The following is a 19,177-nucleotide window of genomic DNA, read 5'->3' on the forward strand; positions in this document are numbered from 1 at the left end:
CTGCATTGTAGAAAGCATGCCATCCCCCTCCCGTCCCGTCGTGCTCGTGACCGGCGCCGCCCGGCGGCTGGGGCGCGAGATCGCGCTCGAGCTGGCGCGCGGCGGCCATGACGTGGCCGTGCACTACCGGCACTCCGAGGCCGAGGCCGCCGGGTGCGTCGAGGCGCTGCGGGGGCAGGGCGTGCGGGCGGAGATGTTCGCCGCCGACCTGGCCGACGAGGCCGCCTGCCGGGCGCTGCTGCCGGCGGTGGCGGCGTGCTTCGGGCGGGTCGATGCGGTGGTCAACAACGCCTCGCTGTTCGAGTTCGACGACGCCGGCAGCTTCTCCCATGCCGCGATGGAGCGCCACTGGCGCGCCAACACCGCCGCGCCGGTGCTGCTGGCGCAGGCGCTGCATGCGCACGTGAGCGCCCGCGGGGCCACCGGTTGCGTGGTCAACCTGCTGGACCAGAAGCTGTGGAACCCCAACCCGGACTACTTCTCGTACACGCTGTCCAAGGCCGCGCTGGAAGCGGCGACGACGCTGCTCGCCCAGGCGCTGGCCCCGGCGGTGCGGGTCGCGGGCGTGGCGCCCGGCGTGACGCTGGTCTCCGGGCCGATGAGCGAGGCGCAGTTCCGGGCGGCCCACCGCCTGACGCCGCTGCAGCGTTCGTCCACGCCGGCCGACGTGGCGCGCGCGGTGCGCTTCCTGATCGAATCGCCGGCCATCACCGGCACCACCCTGCTGGTCGACGGTGGCCAGCACCTGGCCGCGCAGCCGCGCGACGTGATGTTCCTGGCCGAGGCCGGAACCAAGGAAAACTGAAATGCATAGCCTGCTGAACCATCCGAGCCTGATCCACTGCAGGCGGCTGTTCCTGTCCAACTACGAGGTGTGGATCAACATCGGCGTGCACGATTTCGAGAAGCGCGGCGAACAGCGCGTCCTGATCGACGTCGACCTCTACATCCCGCTGGCGTCGTCCACGCCCAAGGCCGACCGGCTCGAGGAAGTGGTGGACTACGACTTCATGCGCCGCAGCATCGCCGAGCGCGTCAAGCAGGGGCACATCCACCTGCAGGAGACGCTGTGCGACGACATCGCGCGCATGATGCTGGCGCACCCGCAGGTCAAGGCCGTGCGGGTCGCGACGCAGAAGCCCGACGTCTATCCCGACTGCGACGCCGTGGGTGTCGAGGTGTTCCACGTCAAGACGGAGACGCAGCCATGAGCGCCGTGCTGCAGCCCCCCGGCAACGATCCGCAGGCCACGGCCGACGAGGCCGCCAAGGCCGCGAAGCTCGCGTTCGAGAACCACAAGCTCGGCAAGCGCCTGCACCGCCTGGTCGGGCAGGCGATCGCCGACTACAACATGATCGAGCCGGGCGACAAGGTGATGGTGTGCCTGTCCGGCGGCAAGGATTCCTACTCGCTGCTGGACATCCTGCTGAACCTGCAGAAGCGCGCGCCGCTGCACTTCGACATCGTCGCGGTCAACCTGGACCAGAAGCAGCCCGGCTTCCCGGAGCACGTGCTGCCCGAGTACCTGAAGAGCCGCGGCGTGCCGTTCCACATCGAGGAGCAGGACACCTACTCGATCGTCAAGCGCGTGGTGCCCGAGGGCAAGACCATGTGCAGCCTGTGCTCGCGCCTGCGCCGCGGCGTGCTGTACCGCGTCGCCAGCGAGCTGGGCGCGACCAAGATCGCGCTGGGCCACCACCGCGACGACATGCTGCAGACCTTCTTCCTCAACATGTTCTTCGGCGGCAAGCTCAAGGGCATGCCGCCGAAGCTGGTGAGCGACGACGGCAGGCACGTGGTGATCCGGCCGCTGGCCTACGTCAACGAGGTCGACCTGGAGCGCTGGGCCGAATTCCGCCAGTTCCCGATCATCCCGTGCAGCCTGTGCGGCAGCCAGGAGAACCTGCAGCGCAAGCAGATCAAGGCCATGCTGCGCGAGTGGGACCGCAAGTACCCCGGGCGCATCAAGAACATGTTCACCGCGCTGCAGAACGTGGTGCCCTCGCACCTGATGGACCGGAACCTGTATCCCTTCACCAGCCTCCAACCGACCGGCACGCCGGATGCTGGAGGCGACAAGGCCTTCGACGACGACGAGGACTGCATGACGCCGCCGGCCACGGCGGTCGTGCAGCTGAAGCTCGACGAATGAGCCTGCCCCTGGAGGTGTGAGATGCCGTTCTGGAAAGCGCTGACCGCGACCCTGCTGCTCGCCCTGCTGGCCGGCTGTTCGACCGTGCGGCTGGTCGAGAGCGACGTGCGCAGCTACACGCAATGGCCGGCCTCGCGCCAGCCCGGCACCTTCACCTTCGAGCGCCTGCCCTCGCAGCAGGCCAACGCCGAGGCGCAGGCGAAGATCGAACGCCTGGCGCTGCCCGCGCTGGAGAAGGCGGGCTTCCGCCTGGCCGAGCAGGGGCGCGGCGAGGTGACCATCCAGGTCGGCCTGGGCCAGACCTACTACGACCGCGCGCCCTGGGACGACCCCTACCCCTGGCACCCCTGGGGCGGCCTGTACTACGGGCGGGGCTTGCGGCCCGGCTGGGGCATGGGGCTGTCGTGGAGCATGCCCTCGCCGTACTACGTGTTCGACGCCGCGGTGCTGATCCGCGACGCGAAGACCCAGCAGGTCCTCTACGAAAGCCATGCCCGCCACGACGGGCGCTGGGCCGACGACCCGATCCGCGCCGCGCTGTTCGAGGCGGCGATGAAGGACTTCCCGCTGCCCGCCGTCAACCCGCGGCGCGTGCGCATCGAGATCCCGCGCGATGCGGGCAACGCCGCGGCGCCCGCCTCGGGCGCCAGTGCACCGGCGCCATGACGCGCGCCGCAGGCACCGCAAGCAGGGGGAAGGCAGGGCGCGGCCGCGCGCCGATAATCCCGCGGTACGCACCAGAGATCCCTCCCCCAACACACAGCATGGCACTCGACGTCGTCATCATGGCCGCGGGCAAGGGCACCCGCATGAAGTCCAACCGCCCCAAGGTCCTGCACACGCTGGGTGGCCGTGCGCTGCTGCAGCACGTGGTGCAGACCGCCACCGCGCTCGCGGCCGACCGCATCGTCGTGATCACCGGCCACGGCGCGGCGCAGGTGGAAGCGGCGGTGCAGGCGCCGGGCCTGCAGTTCGTGCGCCAGGAGCCGCAGCTCGGCACCGGGCATGCGGTGCAGCAGGCCGCACCGGCGCTGTCGCCCGAAGGCACCACGCTGATCCTCAACGGCGACGTGCCGCTGATCGCGCCCGAGACCGCGCGGGCACTGGTCGAAGCCTGCGGCGGCCAGCGCCTGGCGCTGCTGACCATCGCGCTCGACGACCCGACCGGCTACGGCCGCATCCTGCGCCGCGGCGGCGCGCCCGACGGCGACGTGCTGGGCATCGTCGAGCACAAGGACGCCACGCCCGAGCAGCGCGGCATCCGCGAGATCTACACCGGCATGATGGCCGTGCCCACCGCGCGGCTGAAGCAGTGGCTCGGCCGCCTGCGCAACGACAACGCCCAGGGCGAGTACTACCTGACCGACATCGTCGCGATGGCCGTGGCCGACGGCGTGCCGGTGGTGGCCGCGCACCCGCGCAGCGAGACCGAGGTGCTGGGCGTCAACAGCCCCTCGCAGCTGGCCGACCTGGAGCGCCGCTACCAGCGCCAGCAGGCCGAGCGCCTGATGGAAGCCGGCGTGCGACTGGCCGACCCGGCGCGCTTCGACCTGCGCGGCACGCTGGAATGCGGCATGGATGTCGAGATCGACGTCAACTGCGTCTTCGAAGGCCAGGTGGTGCTGGGCGACGGCGTGCGCATCGGCGCCAACTGCGTGATCCGCAACGCGCGCATCGCCGCCGGCGCGGTGATCCATCCCTACACCCACATCGACGGCGAGAAGCTGGGTGTCGAGGTCGGCGAAGGCGCGCTGGTCGGCCCGTTCGCGCGGCTGCGCCCGGGCGCGGTGCTCGGCGCCGAGGTGCACATCGGCAACTTCGTCGAGGTGAAGAACTCCACGCTCGCGCGCGGGGCCAAGGCCAACCACCTGGCCTACCTCGGGGATGCGACGGTGGGCGAGCGCGTCAACTACGGCGCGGGCAGCATCACCGCCAACTACGACGGCGCCAACAAGCACCGCACCGTGATCGGGGACGACGTGCACGTGGGCTCGAACTGCGTGCTGATCGCGCCGGTCACGATCGGCGCCGGCGCCACCATCGGCGGCGGCAGCACCATCAGCAAGGACGCGCCCGCCGGCCAGCTGACCGTGGCGCGCGCGCGCCAGGTCACCGTGCCGGGCTGGACGCGCCCGCGCAAGAAGGCATGACGACGCCGCCGGCCCCGCCCGACCCGGCGGCCTGCCCGCTGTGCGGCCGCCCCAATGCGTGCAGCATGGCGCCCGCGGCCGGCTGCGGCACCTCGGCCTGCGGCGACGGCGGCCCGTGCTGGTGCACCACGCTGAGCTTCCCGCCCGAGCTGCTGGCACGCGTCCCGCCCGAGGCGCGCGGCCGCGCCTGCATCTGCCGGCACTGCGTCGAGGCCTGGAGCCGCACCGCCTCGTCCGGGTGAGCACGGCGCCTCCGGGGCGGCATGGCGGCCCCCTGTTGTAACGCCGCCTCCCCCATTCGGGTGAGGCGTGCGCGATCCGGTGCGCATTTGTTCACTCGCGCGCGGCCGCTCGCAGGAGGCCGCACGCCGGCCCGGCCGATTTGTACCAAGATGTACGCTTTCCACACCTCGCACCTTGCGGCCTGACATGTCGAATCCTGCTCCCGCGCCGACCCCGCGGCCTTTGCCCGACGCGACGGGCGATGCCGCCGGACGGGCGGACATGCGTGCGCTGCTGTTGCTCGGCGGGCTGGTCTTCACCGCGGCCGTCCTGGGCACCTTGTCGCGTCCGCTCAACATGCTCGCCTCGTTCTGGCCTGCCAACGCGGTGATGCTGGGCATGATGGTGCGTTCGCAGCGCCTGGGATCCTCCGCGGTGGCCTGGAGCGTGGGGGCGCTGGCGCTCGTGACGTCCGCGCTGCTGATGGGCGATGCGCCGCTGAAGGCACTGTGGCTGTCGGCGGCCAACCTGGCCGGGGTGCTCGCCGGGTGGCTCTACTTCCAGCGCGTGCCGCGCCGCGCGGCGCTGCTCGGCGACCAGCTGTCGCCGCTGTACCTGCTGTTCGGCTGCGTGGTCGCCGCCTTCGCCGCGGCGCTGGTGGCCTTCGCGATGGGGCCGGTGCTGTTCGGCAGCGAGCCGCGTCGCACCTTCCTGATGTGGTTCACCAGCGAGTTCATGAACTACATGCTGATGCTGCCGGCCGTGCTGTGTGCACCGCGGTGGCCGGACTGGACCTGGCTGCGCTCGCCGCCGCGGGTGTCCTGCGTGAGCCTGGCGCCGGCGGCCGTGCTGGTCGCCTCCGAACTGCTGGCGCACCTGATGGGCGGGCCGGGCGCGCTGGGCTTCGGCGTGCCGGCGCTGCTGTGGTGCGCGCTGCGCTACCGCCTGTTCACGACCACGGTGCTGTGCCTGGTGGTCGGCACCGTGAAATCGGTGACGCTGTCGATGGGCATGATGGCCTACACCCCCGAGGTGATGGAGGAGGTGGCCTCGATGCGCGTCGCGCTGGCGCTGCTGTCGCTCGGTCCGCTCGCGGTGGCCTGTACCCAGACGCTGCGCAACGAACTGCTGGGCCGGCTGCAGCACGCGGCCACCTTCGATGCGCTGACCGGCGTGCTGTCGCGCGCGGCCTTCATCGAGCGCAGCGAACGCCTGCTGGCGCGCCCCGAGGCGTTCCCGGTGGCCGTGCTGATGCTGGACATCGACCACTTCAAGCAGATCAACGACCGGCACGGTCACGCCGTGGGCGACGACGTGCTGCGCGGCTTTGCCGAGCGCCTGCAGGCCAGGCTGCGGCCGAGCGACCTGTTCGGCCGGCTGGGCGGGGAGGAGTTCGCGATGGTGCTGCCCGGCATCTCGCGCGCCGAGGCGCAGTCCGTCGCGCAGCGCCTGTGCGAGGCCACCCGTGCGCAGCCCTTCGCGCTGTCGTCCGGCGAGGTCGGGCCCCTGCACGCCACGGTGAGCATCGGCATCGCCCACCAGGGCCGCCTGCTGCCCGAGCGCGCGGTCGACGAGCTGCTGCGCCGCGCCGACGTGGCGCTGTATGTCGCGAAGCGCCAGGGCCGCGACCGTTGCGCGATGCACGGCGAGGAGACCGTGGACGACCCCGCCGGGGGCGCCGCGCCGGCAGCGGCCGGCTGAGCGGCCCCTACCGGGGTGGTGCCGGCGGCAGCGCCAGTGCCGGCTCGAACTTGGCGCGCTTGACCGAGAAATACGCCTTCACGTTGCGCACGTTCAGGTCGCTGGTCAGCAGGCGCCGGACCAGCGCGTGGTAGCCATCCATGTCGCGCACGTGCGTCACCAGCACGAAGTCCGGCCCGCCGCTGGTGCGGTAGCACTGCTGCACCGCCGGCTCGGCCACCGCGCGCGCCTCGAAGGCGTCCAGCTTCTCGGCCGACTGCTGGTCCAGCGTCACCTCGATGATGGTGGTCAGCCCCGCGTTCCAGCCGTCGATCGACAGCAGTGCGACGCGCCGCTCGATGATGCCGGCGTCCACCAGCCGCCTGACCCGCCGCAGGCAGGTGGCCGGCGAGACGTGCACCTGCTCCGCCAGGGCCTGGTTGCTCAGCGACGCGTCGCGCTGCAGCTGCTCCAGCAGGCGCAGGTCCAGGGCATCCAGATGAGGGGGTGGAGTGGTGGAATCTTGCATGTGGTGTGGCTGTGTGAAGTAAATCGCCGTACGAAAGCCGTTCAATCCTATTCCGCCATATGGGACCATATATTGCAAGAAAATTTCTTGATGCCCTCCCTACCATGCGCGGACCCGGTCCACACCTTTGTCTTTTGTCCAGGAGTTCGCCATGTGCGGCATCGTCGGCGCGGTCAGCCAACGCAACATCGTCCCCATCCTCATCGAAGGCCTGAAGCGGCTCGAGTACCGCGGCTATGACTCCTGCGGCGTCGCGGTGCACCAGGCCGGCGAGCTGCGCCGCTCGCGCAGCACCTCGCGCGTGGCCGAGCTGGACGCGCTGGTGGCCGCCGAAGGCGTCGAGGGCTACACCGGCATCGCCCACACCCGCTGGGCCACCCATGGCGCGCCGGCGGTGCACAACGCCCATCCGCATTTCTCGCACGGGCCGGGGGCCGAGGCCTACGCCTCGCGGCCGGGGCGCATCGCGCTGGTGCACAACGGCATCATCGAGAACCACGACGAGCTGCGCCAGGAGCTGATCGCCAAGGGCTACGTGTTCGCCAGCCAGACCGACACCGAGGTCATCGCGCACCTGATCGACCAGCTCTACGACGGCGACCTGTTCGACGCGGTCAAGCGCGCCACGCTCAAGCTCAAGGGCGCCTACGCGATCGCGGTGTTCTGCCGCGACGAGCCGCACCGCGTGGTCGGCGCGCGCGAGGGCTCGCCGCTGGTGCTGGGCGTGGGCACGGCCGAGGGCGCGGACGAGAACTTCCTCGCCTCCGACGCGATGGCGCTGGCCGGCGTGACCGACCAGATCATCTACCTGGAGGAAGGCGACGTCGTCGACCTGCAGCTGGGCAAGTACTGGATCGAATCGGCCGCCGGCGCCGAGGTGCCCGGCCGCTTCGCGCGCGTCGAGCGCCCGGTGCGTACCGTGCTCGCGCACACCGGCGCAGCCGAGCTGGGCCCCTACCGCCACTACATGCAGAAGGAGATCTTCGAGCAGCCGCGCGCGGTGGGCGACACCATCGCCGACATCGAGAGCATCACGCCCGAGCTGTTCGGCGACGGTGCCTATGCGGTGTTCAAGGACGTCGAGCAGGTGCTGATCCTGGCCTGCGGCACCAGCTACTACGCCGGCTCCACCGCCAAGTACTGGCTCGAGTCGATCGCGAAGATCCCCACCAGCGTCGAGATCGCGAGCGAATACCGCTACCGCGACAGCGTGCCCAACCCGAAGACGCTGGTCGTGACGATCTCGCAGTCGGGCGAGACGGCCGACACCATCGCCGCGCTCAAGCACGCGCGGTCGCTGGGCATGGCGCACACGCTGACCATCTGCAACGTCGCCACCAGTGCGATGGTGCGCGAGTGCAAGCTCGCCTACATCACGCGCGCCGGCGTCGAAATCGGCGTGGCCTCGACCAAGGCCTTCACGACGCAGCTGGCGGCGCTGTTCCTGCTGACGCTGGCGCTCGCGCAGGTGCGCGGCCACCTGACCGAGGAACAGGAAGCCACCCACATCAAGGCGCTGCGCCACCTGCCCGTGGCGCTGCAGGCCGTGCTCGCGCTCGAGCCCCAGGTGATCGCCTGGGCCGAGGAGTTCGCGCGCAAGGAGAACGCGCTGTTCCTGGGCCGCGGCCTGCACTACCCGATCGCGCTGGAAGGCGCGCTCAAGCTCAAGGAAATCAGCTACATCCACGCCGAGGCCTACCCGGCCGGCGAGCTCAAGCACGGGCCGCTGGCGCTGGTGACCGCCGCGATGCCGGTGGTGACGGTGGCGCCCAACGACGCGCTGCTCGAGAAGCTCAAGAGCAACATGCAGGAAGTGCGCGCGCGCGGCGGCGAGCTGTTCGTCTTTGCCGACGCCGACACCCGCATCGAAAGCGAGCCCGGCATCCACGTGATCCGCATGCCCGAGCACTACGGCCCGCTGTCCCCCATCCTGCACGTGGTGCCGCTGCAGCTGCTGGCCTACCACACCGCCTGCGCGCGGGGGACGGACGTGGACAAGCCGCGGAATCTGGCGAAGTCGGTGACGGTGGAGTGACTTGGGCTGATCCTGGACGGACGCGATCGCCCACAACGTCTGTCCGACCGGTCGCTCTGATCGCGAACCTGCGCTGCACCAGCTTCCCAGTCAGAGTAGAGAGGGGCACATGGGGCGATCGGCAGAATGCGATCGACATCGAACTGGACACCATGAAGAAGACAAGGCTAAGCACGGACAGGGAAATACTTGAGTGCATCTACAGCGAGTACGCAAGTGCACTCGCCTGCTCGGGACGTGGCGCAAGCCACAGCGTTGACCGCCTGGTCCTTGCGGATGGTGCGACGAGACCATCCGGGTTACGGTCCGTGGCAATCCCTTGAAGCCCGTTCCTGCATGATCTCGCCCGACACCCATCGCATCCAGACTCCCCACGGTTCACTGCATGTCCAGTCCTGGACCCCGCCGGTGCCGCAGCGCGCGCCATCGCTCATCCTCCTGCACGACTCCCTCGGCAGCGTCGCCCTCTGGCGCGACTTCCCCGAGCGCCTGGCCCAAGCCACCGGGCGGCAGGTGATCGCCTATGACCGGCTGGGGTTCGGCCAGTCGGACGCGCGGCACGACCGGCTGCCGACGAGCTTCGTGCGCGACGAGGCGCATGGCGACTTCGCGGCGGTGGTGCGGCACTTCGGGCTGGAGCAGTTCGTCGTGCTGGGCCACAGCGTGGGCGGCGGCATGGGCGTGTGCGTGGCGGCGGCGTATCCGCAGGCCTGCGTCGGGCTGGTGACGATCTCGGCGCAGGCGTTCGTCGAATCGGTGACGCTGGACGGGCTGCGCGAGGCGCAGGCGCGGTTCGCGCAGCCGGGGCAGCTGGAGCGGCTGCAGAAGTATCACGGCGACAAGGCAGCCTGGGTGCTGGAGGCGTGGCTGGGCACCTGGCTGTCGGAGGAGTTCAGCACCTGGACCCTGGACGAGCGGCTGGCGCAGGTGCGCTGCCCGGTGCTGTGCATCCACGGCGACCGGGACGAGTACGGGTCGCTGGCCCACCAGGAGCGCATCGCCGCCGGCGTGCGGGGGCCGGTGGTGCGGCGCGTGCTGTCGCCGGGCGGGCATTTCCCGCACCGGGAGCAGCCCGAGTGGGTGATCGCCGAGGTGCAGCAGTTCCTCGCCGCCCACGTGGCTCCGGCGGCCCCGGTGGCCTGAAGGCCCGGGCCTCTCTTACCGACTTCACGCCGGCATGGCTCGCCGGGCCGGGCTCAGTCCTCGAACCGGGTCGAGGTGTCGCGGTCCCGCTCGTAGTGGTGTCGCAGCGGAAACGGCGGCAGCCAGGATTCGCGCCGGACGGTCCAGCTTTCGTAGGTGGGCACGAACTGGTCCGGCGCATCGAGGGCGCCCAGGTTGACGAAGACTTCGTCGCCGCCGCGCCCGAACACGGGCGAACCGCAGCGGGGGCAGAAGTGCCGGCCGCGGTAGCTGGCGGACTCGCCTTCGACGGTCACGGCGTCCGCGGGGAACACCGCCGACCCGTGGAACAGCGCGCCGTGGTGCTTGCGGCAGTCGAGGCAGTGGCACAGGCCGACGCGGTAGGGGCGGCCGGTGGCCACCAGGCGCACCTGGCCGCACAGGCAGCCGCCGGTGTAGCGATCCATGCGGTGGGTCCTCCTTTCCCGGCCCGAGGGGGACGGGCTGCGGCCATTGTCGGGCGGCGCCGCGGGGCGGCACGACATCGTAAGCTTCCCCGTCAAGCAGGCATTTCAAAAGTAGAACTTCCGGCGACGCGTTGGCGGTACTCGGCCGGGGTCAGATCGCCGAGCGAATCGTGGGGACGCTCCTCGTTGTACTCGAGCATCCACCAGTACGCGGCCTCGCGCACGTCGTCGAGGCGGGTGAACAGGTGCTGGTCCAGGACCTCCTCGCGGAAGGTCCGATTGAAGCGTTCGATGTAGGCGTTCTGGTTGGGCTTGCCGGGCTGGATGTACCGGATGGCCATGCCGTTGAGCTTGGCCCACTGCACGAAGGCCTCGCCCAGGAACTCCGGGCCGTTGTTGGTACGCAGGACCTGCGGCAGGCCGTGGTCGCGCTTGAGCTGCTCGAAGATGCGGACCAGGCGCGTGGACGAGATCGAGGTGTCGACCTCGATGTGCAGCGCCTCGCGGTTGAAGTCGTCGACCACGTTGAAGGTCCGGAAGCGGCGGCCACACGCCAGCGCGTCGGCCATGAAATCCGCTGACCAGACGGCATCGGGCAGCAGGGGAACGTAGAGCGGTACGCGTTCGCGCTTGGGCAGCCGCTGCTTGGCCTTGCGGCGCAGATTGAGCTTCATCGCCTTGTACACTCGGTAGATTCGCTTGTGGTTCCAGTCCGGACGCGCACGGCGCAGGACCTTGCAACACTTCCAGAAGCCGCGGCTCGGGCGATTCTCGACCACCTCGGCCAGGGCCGCGATGATCTCGGCATCCCGTACCGTCCAGTGCACCGGCGGCTGGTACCACGCTGCCCGCGACAACCCAACGCAATCACAGGACCGGCTCAGGGGCCGCGTGTGCACCTCGACCAGGTACCGCACGGCCTCGCGCTTCTACTCCGGCCCTACAGTTTTTTGGTTCTTCACCCAAGTCCGGGGAAGGCCGCCCGGATCTTCAGGAAGAAGTAGGCGTCGTCCCGGTAGCCGTAGGCCACCCGCTTGATGACCTTGATCTTGTTGTTGATGCCTTCGACCAGATTGGTTCCCAGCGGCCAGCGGCAGTGGGCCAGGATCCCCGACAGGTAGGGCTCGAGCCGCCGCACGAACACGCGCAGCGGCTCCAGGCCGCTGCGCAGGGCTCGTCGCTTCCAGCTCTTCCACGCTTTCCAGGCCCATGCCTCGCGCCGGTAGCGCCATAGCCCCTTCAGGTCTTCTTTCAGCAGGTAGACCGTCAACAAGGCCTTGTTGGCCGCCAGCAGCTCTTCCAGCCGCACCACCTGCTCGTCGGGCACGTTCTCCCGATTACGAAGTAGCAGCCAGCGCGATGTCTTGACCACCCGCCGGGCCGGCTTATCGGCGCGCAGCCGGTCTGCCTCGTCCACCCGGACCCGGTCGATCACCTCCCGGCCGTACTTGGCCACGACATGGAACAGGTCGTAGACGACCTCCGCGTTCGGGCAATGCGCCCGAACCTCCAGGTCGTAGGCGGAGTTCATGTCCATCGCCACGGCGCGGACCTGGGCGCAGCGCACCGGGCCCAGCAGCTCAAAAAACGGCCTGATTTCCGCTCTCGAACGCCCGCGCCCCACCCACAGCACCCGCTTGCGCTCGGGGTCGACCACCACGGTCGCGTACCGGTGGCCCTTCTGGATCGCGAACCCGTCCATCGCCAGCAGCCGCACGCCGTCCAGGTTCGGCGGGCCCAGCGAGCGCTCCAGATGCCGGAAGTCGATCGCTTTGACCGTCTTCCAGTCCAGCCCGAACCACCGGGCGGTGTGCCGCACCGATGTCCCGGCGCACAGCCGGGCCACGCTCTCGGCCAGCCGCCGGGTCACCCGGGCGTGGGGGGCTAGCCAGTCCAGTCGCTCAAGCCTCGGGCCGCAGCGCGGGCAGGCCAGGCGCAGCCGCGGTACCCACAATTCCACCGCGTATTCGAACAGCGGCAGGTCCCGGATCCGGCGAACGGTCTGGTCGTGGATGGCCGCTACCGGCTGGTCACAGCCCGAACAAAGGCGCTCTGCGCCCTCTACGGGCGCCAGTTCCAGCACCGCCCAGGACTGGCCGCCCCGATCCTCCTGACGCCAATCCCATACGCGATAACCCTTCCAGCCACCCAGCTGGGACATACAATCCACTTCGGCCACGGCCGGCCCCGTTTTGTTGCCTCGAGAACAACAATTCTGCCGGGTCGGCCGTGCGCCTCTCTCCCCTCAGTTGGGAGAAGAACCGTTAAAATGGGGCCGGGAGTTCAGGGCTGAACCTGGCCCCGTTTTTTATCGAACGCCTTTTTTCACTAATAGCTCAGGGGGAGCTATGAACGTTGGTGAGATTCAGCGCATAAGGGATCAGTTTCAAGGTGGGTTGTGGCCTCAGTTCCTAGATCGGGTCGACATTAGCGGGCTTCGTGGTTGGCAGGGGCAGTCCGTTCAATTCAAATTCCCGGTATCGGCGATTGTTGGCGAAAATGGCGCAGGAAAAAGTACTGTCTTAAAAGTTGCCGCTTCTGCGTACGAGAGGACGAAAGAAACGGGTTACTACCCTTCCGATTTCTTCCTGGACACGCACTGGGATAAGTTGAGCAACATAGAATTGGGATACTCAATAAAGCTTGGAGATGCGTCTGTTAGTTTCAAGATAAAGAAGCCTACCAAGCGGTGGAGCTTCCCAGAGAAACGTCACGCGCGGCCCGTGTACTGGTTCGATGTTGCTCGAACGCTTCCGCTGGATGCAACTGCAGGTTACGCAAAGGTTGCTCGCTTGGCTGCAGGCGAGATCTCAACAGAAGCCTTAAGTGACGAATATAGGGCCAAGCTTTCTTACATCCTTGGTCGTGAGTATAAAGATGCGCGATTCGCGGCCCCGGATGTAAACGAGAAGCGCACAGTAGGGTTGCTCCGCAGGGATTCGGTGAGATTTCGCAATTTCACCAAGGTGCAGGTGAGGATACATCTCTCGACCTCATGCGGGTACTACAAGAGGTGCCGGATTACTCTCTGATCATTATCGATGAAGTCGAAGCTTCACTACATCCTAAAGCTCAAAGGCGGCTTATAAACTTCCTGATTGAATTGAGCAGGTTGCGTCGCGCGCAAGTTATTGTTTCGACGCATAGCCCATATATATTGGAGGAGTTGCCGCCTGAGGCTCGCATTCTCCTTCTTCCAACTGCTACCGGGCCGAGCGTTGTATACGGCGCCAGCCCTGAGTTCTCGTTGACAAAATTGGATGATGTGGCGCATCCAGAGGCTTTCCTCTACGTCGAAGATAATTTCGCTCAGATCTGGTGTAGGGAGATCTTGGCAACGCACCCCGAGGGTGCTGACCTTCTGTCTCACATCAAGATATCAGCGGTGGGGCCGGCGAATGTGGTTGCGATGATGGGGAAGCTAGCCTCTGAAGGCAAGCTTCCGCGGCCGGGCTTGGGCGTTCTTGATGGCGATCAAGAATCCAAGCCTGGTTGTGTGAAGTTGCCGGGTGACAAAGCTCCCGAGCAGATCGTTTTTCATGGGTTACGGGCGGCCAATTGGGGTCAGCTGCATGACCGTTTCGGTGTCGGTGCTGGGAGCTTGCATACGTATTTTGAAGACGCGATGCTCAATCCGGACTTCCATAAGTGGCCTGAATTAGTGGGCGATAAGATTCTCAAGAGCCGAACGAGTGTTTGGGAAACTATAGTGACGGAGTGGTGCCGAATTTGTCTGGATAACCAGACTCGGGATGCCTTCGTGCTTTCGGTGAAGAATGTGCTCCCGGAAAACAGCGGGCAAGGTGCTAAGAACATATGACTAGCGGGTTCGACTAACGGGGTCAGGTTTACTTCAATGCTGTGGACTTGCGTGTTGTCCTCGGCCGAGAACTGAACCTGACCCTTTCCTCGACCAGGTTCCTCCCGGGCCATCCGTCCGCTCTTGGTTAGTAAGGCTCCTGCTGGTCAGTGCTAAAGCATGGCCTCCGCCTGCCCGCAGCGGTTACGCTCCCGTCTCCGCAAGACCACGCACTGCCCGCGCTCCCGATGGCCCGCAAGCTCTGGCTGATGTTGCTGCTGTTGATCCTGGTCGAGGTCGTGCGCGCACGTAAGCTTCCCCGTCAAGCAGGCATTTCAAAAGTAGAACTTCCGGCGACGCGTTGGCGGTACTCGGCCGGGGTCAGATCGCCGAGCGAATCGTGGGGACGCTCCTCGTTGTACTCGAGCATCCACCAGTACGCGGCCTCGCGCACGTCGTCGAGGCGGGTGAACAGGTGCTGGTCCAGGACCTCCTTGCGGAAGGTCCGATTGAAGCGTTCGATGTAGGCGTTCTGGTTGGGCTTGCCGGGCTGGATGTACCGGATGGCCATGCCGTTGAGCTTGGCCCACTGCACGAAGGCCTCGCCCAGGAACTCCGGGCCGTTGTCGGTACGCAGGACCTGCGGCAGGCCGTGGTCGCGCTTGAGCTGCTCGAAGATGCGGACCAGGCGCGTGGACGAGATCGAGGTGTCGACCTCGATGTGCAGCGCCTCGCGGTTGAAGTCGTCGACCACGTTGAAGGTCCGGAAGCGGCGGCCACACGCCAGCGCGTCGGCCATGAAATCCGCTGACCAGACGGCATCGGGCAGCAGGGGAACGTAGAGCGGTACGCGTTCGCGCTTGGGCAGCCGCTGCTTGGCCTTGCGGCGCAGATCGAGCTTCATCGCCTTGTACACTCGGTAGATTCGCTTGTGGTTCCAGTCCGGACGCGCACGGCGCAGGACCTTGCAACACTTCCAGAAGCCGCGGCTCGGGTGATTCTCGACCACCTCGGCCAGGGCCGCGATGATCTCGGCATCCCGTACCGTCCAGTGCACCGGCGGCTGGTACCACGCTGCCCGCGACAACCCAACGCAATCACAGGACCGGCTCAGGGGCCGCGTGTGCACCTCGACCAGGTACCGCACGGCCTCGCGCTTCTGCTCCGGCCCTACAGTTTTTTTGCGATCAGATCCTTCATCGCGGCGTTGTCGAGCGCCAGCTCGGCGTACATCCGCTTGAGCCTGGCGTTCTCCGCTTCCAGGTCCTTGACACGCCGCAGCTCGGAGGCCTCCAGGCCGCCGTACTTCGACTTCCACTTGTAGTAGGTCGGAACGCTGATGCCGGCCTGCCGGCAGATGTCCTTGACCGGCACGCCGGCGTCGGCCTGCTTGAGGATCGAGACGATCTGGGTCTCGGTGAAACGGGACTGCTTCATGGAACCTCCTGGCTGGGGAAAACATGCCAGAAAGTTCTACTTATGGGGTGTCTGCGGATCGGGGAAGCTTACGGGGCCCTGGTGGCAGGAGCCGGCAGCGGGCAGGGGCGAGGGCGGCGGAACCGCGAAGGTCCGCCACGGCGACGACGACATGCCGGGCACCGGATCGGGCGTACCCGGCGGGGCCGGGCAGGGCGGGCGAGGCCGGGGGCATTCTAGGCAGCGGGCGGCGTGCCGACCTGGCTGTGGCGCAAGGCCCAGCGTGCCGCTGTGCCGCTGTGCGGCTGGCGTGCGCGGCGCGCCGGCCCGGGGGGTGAGGGCGGTACGATGCCGCTCGATGCGGCGGCCGGCGCATCGCGTCCGGTGCCGCAGCCGATGAACCTCGCCATCCACACAACGCACACGGGATCCGTACATGACGACCAGCGTCCTCGTGCTCGGCGCCGGCATGGTCGGCACCTGCACCGCCCTGCACCTGGCCCTGCGCGGCCATCGCGTCACGCTGGTGGACCGCAAGGGGCCGGGGCAGGAAACCTCCTATGGCAATGCCGGGATCATCCAGCGCGAGGCGGTGCAGCCCTACGCCTTCCCGCGCGAGCCCGACGTGCTCGCGAAGATGCTGCTGGGGCAGGGCGCGGCGCTGCACTACCACTGGGGCGCGCTGCCGGCGCTGGCGCCGCGGCTGTTGCGCTACTGGTGCAACTCGCACCCCGAGCGCCATGCGGCCGCCACCCGCCACTACGCCCGCCTGATCGAGCATGCCCTGAGCGAGCACGAGCCGCTGATCCGCGCAGCCGGCGCCGAGGACCTGGTGCGCCAGGTCGGCTACCGCGTGGTGTACCGCGACGCGCGGGCGCTGCAGCAGGGCGCGGACGAGGCGCGGGCCGTCGCGCAGGCCTACGGGCTGCGCCACGCGGTGCTCGACGCACAGGCGCTGGCGCAGGCCGAGCCGGCCTTGCGGATGCCGCTGGCCGGTGCGGTGCACTGGCTGGACCCGTGGGTGGTCAGCGACCCGGGCGAGCTGGTGCAGCGCTATGCGCAGGCGCTGGAGCGCGCGGGCGGCGTCATCGCGCAGGGCGACGCGACGACGCTGCGCGCGACGGCCCGCGGCTGGGCCGTGCGCACGCAGGCCGGCGAGGTCGACGCCGAGCACGCGGTGGTGGCGCTCGGCCCGTGGTCTGAGACGCTGACCCGCCGCTTCGGCTACCGGCTGCCGCTGTTCGTCAAGCGCGGCTACCACCGCCACTACCGCGGCGGCGAGGGGCCGCGCATTCCCCTGCTGGACGAAGCGGGCGGCTACGTCCTCGCGCCGATGCGGCGCGGCGTGCGGCTGACCACGGGCGCGGAGTTCGCCTTCGTCGACGCGCCACCCACGCCGGTGCAGGTGGACCGGGCCTACGCGCAGGCGCGGCGCCTGTTCGACCTGCCCGAGCCGGTGGAGGCGCAGCCCTGGATGGGCGCGCGGCCCTGCACGGTGGACATGCTGCCGGTGATCGGCCCGGCGCCGCGCCATGCGCGTCTGTGGTTCAACTTCGGCCATGCACACCAGGGCTTCACGCTGGGGCCGGTCAGCGGCCGGCTGATGGCCGAGCTGATCGAGGGCGGCCCGACCGTGGTGGACCCGGCGCCGTACGCGCCGACCCGCTTCGGCTGAGCGCGGCGGCTGCCGTACAGTAGGCGGCACGGCCTGCACGCCGTAGGAGTGCCGCACGATGTACATCCCCGCCGCCTTTGCCGTCCCCGAACTCGACGAACTGCACCGCATCGTGCGCGAGCATCCGCTGGGCACGCTGGTCACGCATGGCGCGGACGGCCTCGACGCCAACCACCTGCCGTTCGAGCTGGACACCGACGCCGGGCCGCACGGCGTGCTGCTGGCCCACGTGGCACGCGCCAACGACGTCTGGCAGCGCGTCGGCGACGGGGCGCAGGTGCTGGTGGTGTTCCGCGGCGCGCAGGGCTACGTGTCGCCGAACTGGTACCCGAGCAAGGCGCTCACGCACCGGCACGTGCCGACCTGGAACTACGAGGCGGTGCACGTGCACGGGCGGCTGCGCGTGCGCGACGACGGGACGTCCGTGCGCCGCATCGTGGCGCGGCTGACGCGCCGGCACGAGGCCCGCGAGCCCCGGCCGTGGAAGATGGGCGACGCGCCGGCCGAGTACCTGGATGCGTTGCTGAAGATGATCATCGGCATCGAGGTCGAGATCGAACGCATCGAGGGCAAGCGCAAGCTGAGCCAGAACCGCGAGCCGGGAGACTTCGCGGGCGTCGTGCGCGCTTTGTGCGACAGCGGCCAGGAGGAACTGGCCCGCGCGATGGAGCGCGTCGCGCCGCGCGGCTAGCTCGCGTGCGTTGGTGTACCGTGGGCGCCTGATCCGTCCGGGAAACGCCATGCATGACATCATCCGCAGCCTGCTGGACACCGACCTCTACAAGTTCACGATGTGGCAGACCATGCTGCATCGGCACCCGGCCACCCAGGCCGAGTACACCTTCGTGTGCCGCAACCGGCCGGCGTTGCCGCTGGCGCAGCTGCTGCCCGAGGTGAACGAGCAGCTCGACCGGCTGTGCGCCCTCAGCTTCACGAAGGACGAGCTGGCCTACCTGGGCAGCCTGCGCTTCATCAAGTCGGACTTCGTCGACTTCCTGCGCATCTTCCGGTTCCAGCGCGAGTTCATCGCCGCCAGCGCCGACGGCGAGGCGCTGCGCATCGTCGCGCAGGGACCGCAGGTGCACGTGATGGCCTTCGAGGTGTTCGTGCTGGCCATCGTCCACGAGCTGTACTGCCGCCGCTTCGATGCCGCGCAGGCATTGCGCACGGGCCGCGAGCGGCTGGCGGCCAAGATCGAGGCGCTGCGCGGCTTCACCGCCGAGCCGCCGTGCCGGCATCCGTTCCGCTTCTTCGACTTCGGCACGCGGCGGCGCCACTCGGCGGCGTGGCAGCGCGAGGTGCTGCAGACGCTGCAGCGCGAGGCCTCGCCGTGGTTCAGCGGCACCTCCAACGTGATGCTCGCCAAGGAGCTGGGCCTGGTGCCGATCGGCACGATGGCGCACGAGTACCTGCAGACCTACCAGGCCACCGGGGTGCGGCTGCGCGACTTCCAGCAAGCGGCGCTGGAGGACTGGGTGCAGGAGTACCGCGGCGACCTGGGCATCGCGCTGACCGACGTGGTCGGCATGGACGCGTTCCTGGCGGACTTCGACCTGTACTTCGCCAAGCTGTTCGACGGGTTGCGCCACGACTCGGGCGACCCGGTCGCCTGGGGCGAGAAGGCGCTGGCGCACTACGCGCGGCTGCGCATCGACGCGCACACCAAGCGGCTGGTGTTCTCCGACGCGCTGGACTTCGAGCGCGCCTTCGCGCTGTACCGGCACTTCGGCGACCGCACGCAGCCGAGCTTCGGCATCGGCACCTACCTCACCAACGACGTGGGGCTGGCGCCGCTGAACATCGTGATGAAGCTGACCCGCGCCAACGGGCAGCCGGTGGCCAAGCTGTCGGACAGCCCGGGCAAGACCCTGTGCGACGACGAGACCTTCCTCGCCTACCTGCAACAGGTGTTCGACGTCGCGCGTTGAAG

19 protein-coding genes are annotated in these 19,177 nt (G+C 68.5%); 14 read left to right on the plus strand and 5 right to left on the minus strand.

The genetic code is table 11. The annotated features are described in order from the left end of the window. Window positions 1–16 precede the first annotated feature (16 nt). From IS481_RS02235 to IS481_RS02265, 7 genes are all read left to right on the plus strand, one after another. The gene (locus IS481_RS02235; protein WP_104358768.1) at window positions 17–805 is read left to right on the plus strand and encodes an SDR family oxidoreductase; all 789 of its coding nucleotides are present in this window, start codon (window positions 17–19) and stop codon (window positions 803–805) included. Between the two features lies 1 nt (window position 806). Continuing rightward, window positions 807–1,211: a dihydroneopterin aldolase gene (locus IS481_RS02240; RefSeq protein WP_104358767.1), complete on the plus strand. Its 405-nt coding sequence runs from the start codon at window positions 807–809 to the stop codon at window positions 1,209–1,211. Continuing rightward, a complete protein-coding gene (gene ttcA, locus IS481_RS02245) occupies window positions 1,208–2,152 on the plus strand; it encodes a tRNA 2-thiocytidine(32) synthetase TtcA (protein ID WP_104358766.1) in 945 nt (314 codons plus the stop codon). The genes IS481_RS02240 and ttcA overlap by 4 nt, the downstream gene beginning before the upstream one ends. Before the next feature lie 21 nt (window positions 2,153–2,173). Further along, window positions 2,174–2,818 carry a DUF4136 domain-containing protein gene (locus IS481_RS02250; protein WP_104358765.1) on the plus strand — a complete coding sequence of 215 codons (645 nt, stop codon included), beginning with the start codon at window positions 2,174–2,176 and terminating at the stop codon, window positions 2,816–2,818. A 98-nt stretch (window positions 2,819–2,916) separates the two neighbouring features. Continuing rightward, window positions 2,917–4,302, plus strand: a complete 1,386-nt coding sequence (glmU, locus tag IS481_RS02255; protein ID WP_114699309.1) for a bifunctional UDP-N-acetylglucosamine diphosphorylase/glucosamine-1-phosphate N-acetyltransferase GlmU — start codon at window positions 2,917–2,919, stop codon at window positions 4,300–4,302. Continuing rightward, window positions 4,299–4,544 carry a cysteine-rich CWC family protein gene (locus IS481_RS02260; protein WP_104358764.1) on the plus strand — a complete coding sequence of 82 codons (246 nt, stop codon included), beginning with the start codon at window positions 4,299–4,301 and terminating at the stop codon, window positions 4,542–4,544. The genes glmU and IS481_RS02260 overlap by 4 nt, the downstream gene beginning before the upstream one ends. A gap of 262 nt (window positions 4,545–4,806) precedes the next feature. Further along, entirely contained in the window at window positions 4,807–6,225 is a 1,419-nt protein-coding gene (locus IS481_RS02265) for a GGDEF domain-containing protein (protein ID WP_104358763.1), read from the plus strand. 7 nt (window positions 6,226–6,232) lie between these two features. Here the strand turns inward: IS481_RS02265 and IS481_RS02270 are convergent, their stop codons facing one another. Then, window positions 6,233–6,733 (minus strand): Lrp/AsnC family transcriptional regulator, encoded by a 501-nt coding sequence (locus IS481_RS02270; RefSeq protein WP_104358762.1) that lies wholly within the window; start codon window positions 6,731–6,733, stop codon window positions 6,233–6,235. Window positions 6,734–6,884: 151 nt separating this feature from the next. Between IS481_RS02270 and glmS the strand changes: the two genes are divergently transcribed. Together glmS and IS481_RS02280 are read left to right on the plus strand one after the other, a co-directional pair. After that, window positions 6,885–8,768 (plus strand): glutamine--fructose-6-phosphate transaminase (isomerizing), encoded by a 1,884-nt coding sequence (gene glmS / locus IS481_RS02275; protein WP_104358761.1) that lies wholly within the window; start codon window positions 6,885–6,887, stop codon window positions 8,766–8,768. A 336-nt stretch (window positions 8,769–9,104) separates the two neighbouring features. Continuing rightward, entirely contained in the window at window positions 9,105–9,911 is an 807-nt protein-coding gene (locus IS481_RS02280; protein ID WP_104358760.1) for an alpha/beta fold hydrolase, read from the plus strand. A gap of 53 nt (window positions 9,912–9,964) precedes the next feature. Here the strand turns inward: IS481_RS02280 and IS481_RS02285 are convergent, their stop codons facing one another. The 3 genes from IS481_RS02285 to IS481_RS02295 form a co-directional block, all read right to left on the minus strand. Further along, window positions 9,965–10,357: a GFA family protein gene (locus IS481_RS02285; protein ID WP_104358759.1), complete on the minus strand. Its 393-nt coding sequence runs from the start codon at window positions 10,355–10,357 to the stop codon at window positions 9,965–9,967. 92 nt (window positions 10,358–10,449) lie between these two features. After that, on the minus strand, window positions 10,450–11,274 hold the full coding sequence (locus tag IS481_RS02290; RefSeq protein WP_336511188.1) for an IS3 family transposase: 825 nt from the start codon (window positions 11,272–11,274) through the stop codon (window positions 10,450–10,452). A gap of 41 nt (window positions 11,275–11,315) precedes the next feature. Beyond that, entirely contained in the window at window positions 11,316–12,536 is a 1,221-nt protein-coding gene (locus IS481_RS02295) for an ISL3 family transposase (RefSeq protein WP_104357103.1), read from the minus strand. Between the two features lie 169 nt (window positions 12,537–12,705). Here IS481_RS02295 and IS481_RS18260 point away from each other — a divergent pair, with 169 nt between their 5' ends. Further along, window positions 12,706–13,389: an AAA family ATPase gene (locus tag IS481_RS18260; protein ID WP_198425447.1), complete on the plus strand. Its 684-nt coding sequence runs from the start codon at window positions 12,706–12,708 to the stop codon at window positions 13,387–13,389. Then, on the plus strand, window positions 13,353–14,177 hold the full coding sequence (locus IS481_RS18265; protein WP_198425448.1) for an ATP-dependent nuclease: 825 nt from the start codon (window positions 13,353–13,355) through the stop codon (window positions 14,175–14,177). The genes IS481_RS18260 and IS481_RS18265 overlap by 37 nt, the downstream gene beginning before the upstream one ends. Window positions 14,178–14,478: 301 nt before the next feature. Here the strand turns inward: IS481_RS18265 and IS481_RS02305 are convergent. Further along, window positions 14,479–15,593, minus strand: a protein-coding gene (locus tag IS481_RS02305; protein ID WP_194963331.1) for an IS3 family transposase whose coding sequence is annotated in 2 segments (ribosomal slippage) — window positions 14,479–15,341 and window positions 15,341–15,593 — 1,116 coding nt in all. Because the reading frame shifts where the segments join, the coding sequence is not laid out codon by codon here. A 415-nt stretch (window positions 15,594–16,008) separates the two neighbouring features. Between IS481_RS02305 and IS481_RS02310 the strand changes: the two genes are divergently transcribed. From IS481_RS02310 to pncB, 3 genes are read left to right on the plus strand one after another with little or no spacing between them, the layout of a single operon-like run. Continuing rightward, window positions 16,009–17,247, plus strand: coding sequence for an NAD(P)/FAD-dependent oxidoreductase (locus IS481_RS02310; RefSeq protein ID WP_104358316.1), 1,239 nt, complete (start codon window positions 16,009–16,011; stop codon window positions 17,245–17,247). A 58-nt stretch (window positions 17,248–17,305) separates the two neighbouring features. After that, a complete protein-coding gene (locus tag IS481_RS02315; RefSeq protein WP_104358315.1) occupies window positions 17,306–17,938 on the plus strand; it encodes an FMN-binding negative transcriptional regulator in 633 nt (210 codons plus the stop codon). Between the two features lie 49 nt (window positions 17,939–17,987). Further along, entirely contained in the window at window positions 17,988–19,175 is a 1,188-nt protein-coding gene (gene pncB / locus IS481_RS02320; RefSeq protein WP_104358314.1) for a nicotinate phosphoribosyltransferase, read from the plus strand. Window positions 19,176–19,177: the final 2 nt, after the last annotated feature.

The organism is Caldimonas thermodepolymerans, from assembly GCF_015476235.1.
GTDB classification, from domain to species: Bacteria; Pseudomonadota; Gammaproteobacteria; order Burkholderiales; family Burkholderiaceae_C; genus Caldimonas; species Caldimonas thermodepolymerans.

What these genes read in the sequence shown, in the direction of transcription:
- IS481_RS02235 (WP_104358768.1), top strand. Translation starts at nt 17, where the DNA reads ATGCCATCCCCCTCCCGTCCCGTCGTGCTCGTGACCGGCGCCGCCCGG.
- IS481_RS02240 (WP_104358767.1), top strand. Translation starts at nt 807, where the DNA reads ATGCATAGCCTGCTGAACCATCCGAGCCTGATCCACTGCAGGCGGCTG.
- ttcA (WP_104358766.1), top strand. Translation starts at nt 1,208, where the DNA reads ATGAGCGCCGTGCTGCAGCCCCCCGGCAACGATCCGCAGGCCACGGCC.
- IS481_RS02250 (WP_104358765.1), top strand. Translation starts at nt 2,174, where the DNA reads ATGCCGTTCTGGAAAGCGCTGACCGCGACCCTGCTGCTCGCCCTGCTG.
- glmU (WP_114699309.1), top strand. Translation starts at nt 2,917, where the DNA reads ATGGCACTCGACGTCGTCATCATGGCCGCGGGCAAGGGCACCCGCATG.
- IS481_RS02260 (WP_104358764.1), top strand. Translation starts at nt 4,299, where the DNA reads ATGACGACGCCGCCGGCCCCGCCCGACCCGGCGGCCTGCCCGCTGTGC.
- IS481_RS02265 (WP_104358763.1), top strand. Translation starts at nt 4,807, where the DNA reads ATGCGTGCGCTGCTGTTGCTCGGCGGGCTGGTCTTCACCGCGGCCGTC.
- IS481_RS02270 (WP_104358762.1), bottom strand. Translation starts at nt 6,733, where the DNA reads ATGCAAGATTCCACCACTCCACCCCCTCATCTGGATGCCCTGGACCTG.
- glmS (WP_104358761.1), top strand. Translation starts at nt 6,885, where the DNA reads ATGTGCGGCATCGTCGGCGCGGTCAGCCAACGCAACATCGTCCCCATC.
- IS481_RS02280 (WP_104358760.1), top strand. Translation starts at nt 9,105, where the DNA reads ATGATCTCGCCCGACACCCATCGCATCCAGACTCCCCACGGTTCACTG.
- IS481_RS02285 (WP_104358759.1), bottom strand. Translation starts at nt 10,357, where the DNA reads ATGGATCGCTACACCGGCGGCTGCCTGTGCGGCCAGGTGCGCCTGGTG.
- IS481_RS18260 (WP_198425447.1), top strand. Translation starts at nt 12,706, where the DNA reads ATGAACGTTGGTGAGATTCAGCGCATAAGGGATCAGTTTCAAGGTGGG.
- IS481_RS18265 (WP_198425448.1), top strand. Translation starts at nt 13,353, where the DNA reads ATGCGGGTACTACAAGAGGTGCCGGATTACTCTCTGATCATTATCGAT.
- IS481_RS02310 (WP_104358316.1), top strand. Translation starts at nt 16,009, where the DNA reads ATGACGACCAGCGTCCTCGTGCTCGGCGCCGGCATGGTCGGCACCTGC.
- IS481_RS02315 (WP_104358315.1), top strand. Translation starts at nt 17,306, where the DNA reads ATGTACATCCCCGCCGCCTTTGCCGTCCCCGAACTCGACGAACTGCAC.
- pncB (WP_104358314.1), top strand. Translation starts at nt 17,988, where the DNA reads ATGCATGACATCATCCGCAGCCTGCTGGACACCGACCTCTACAAGTTC.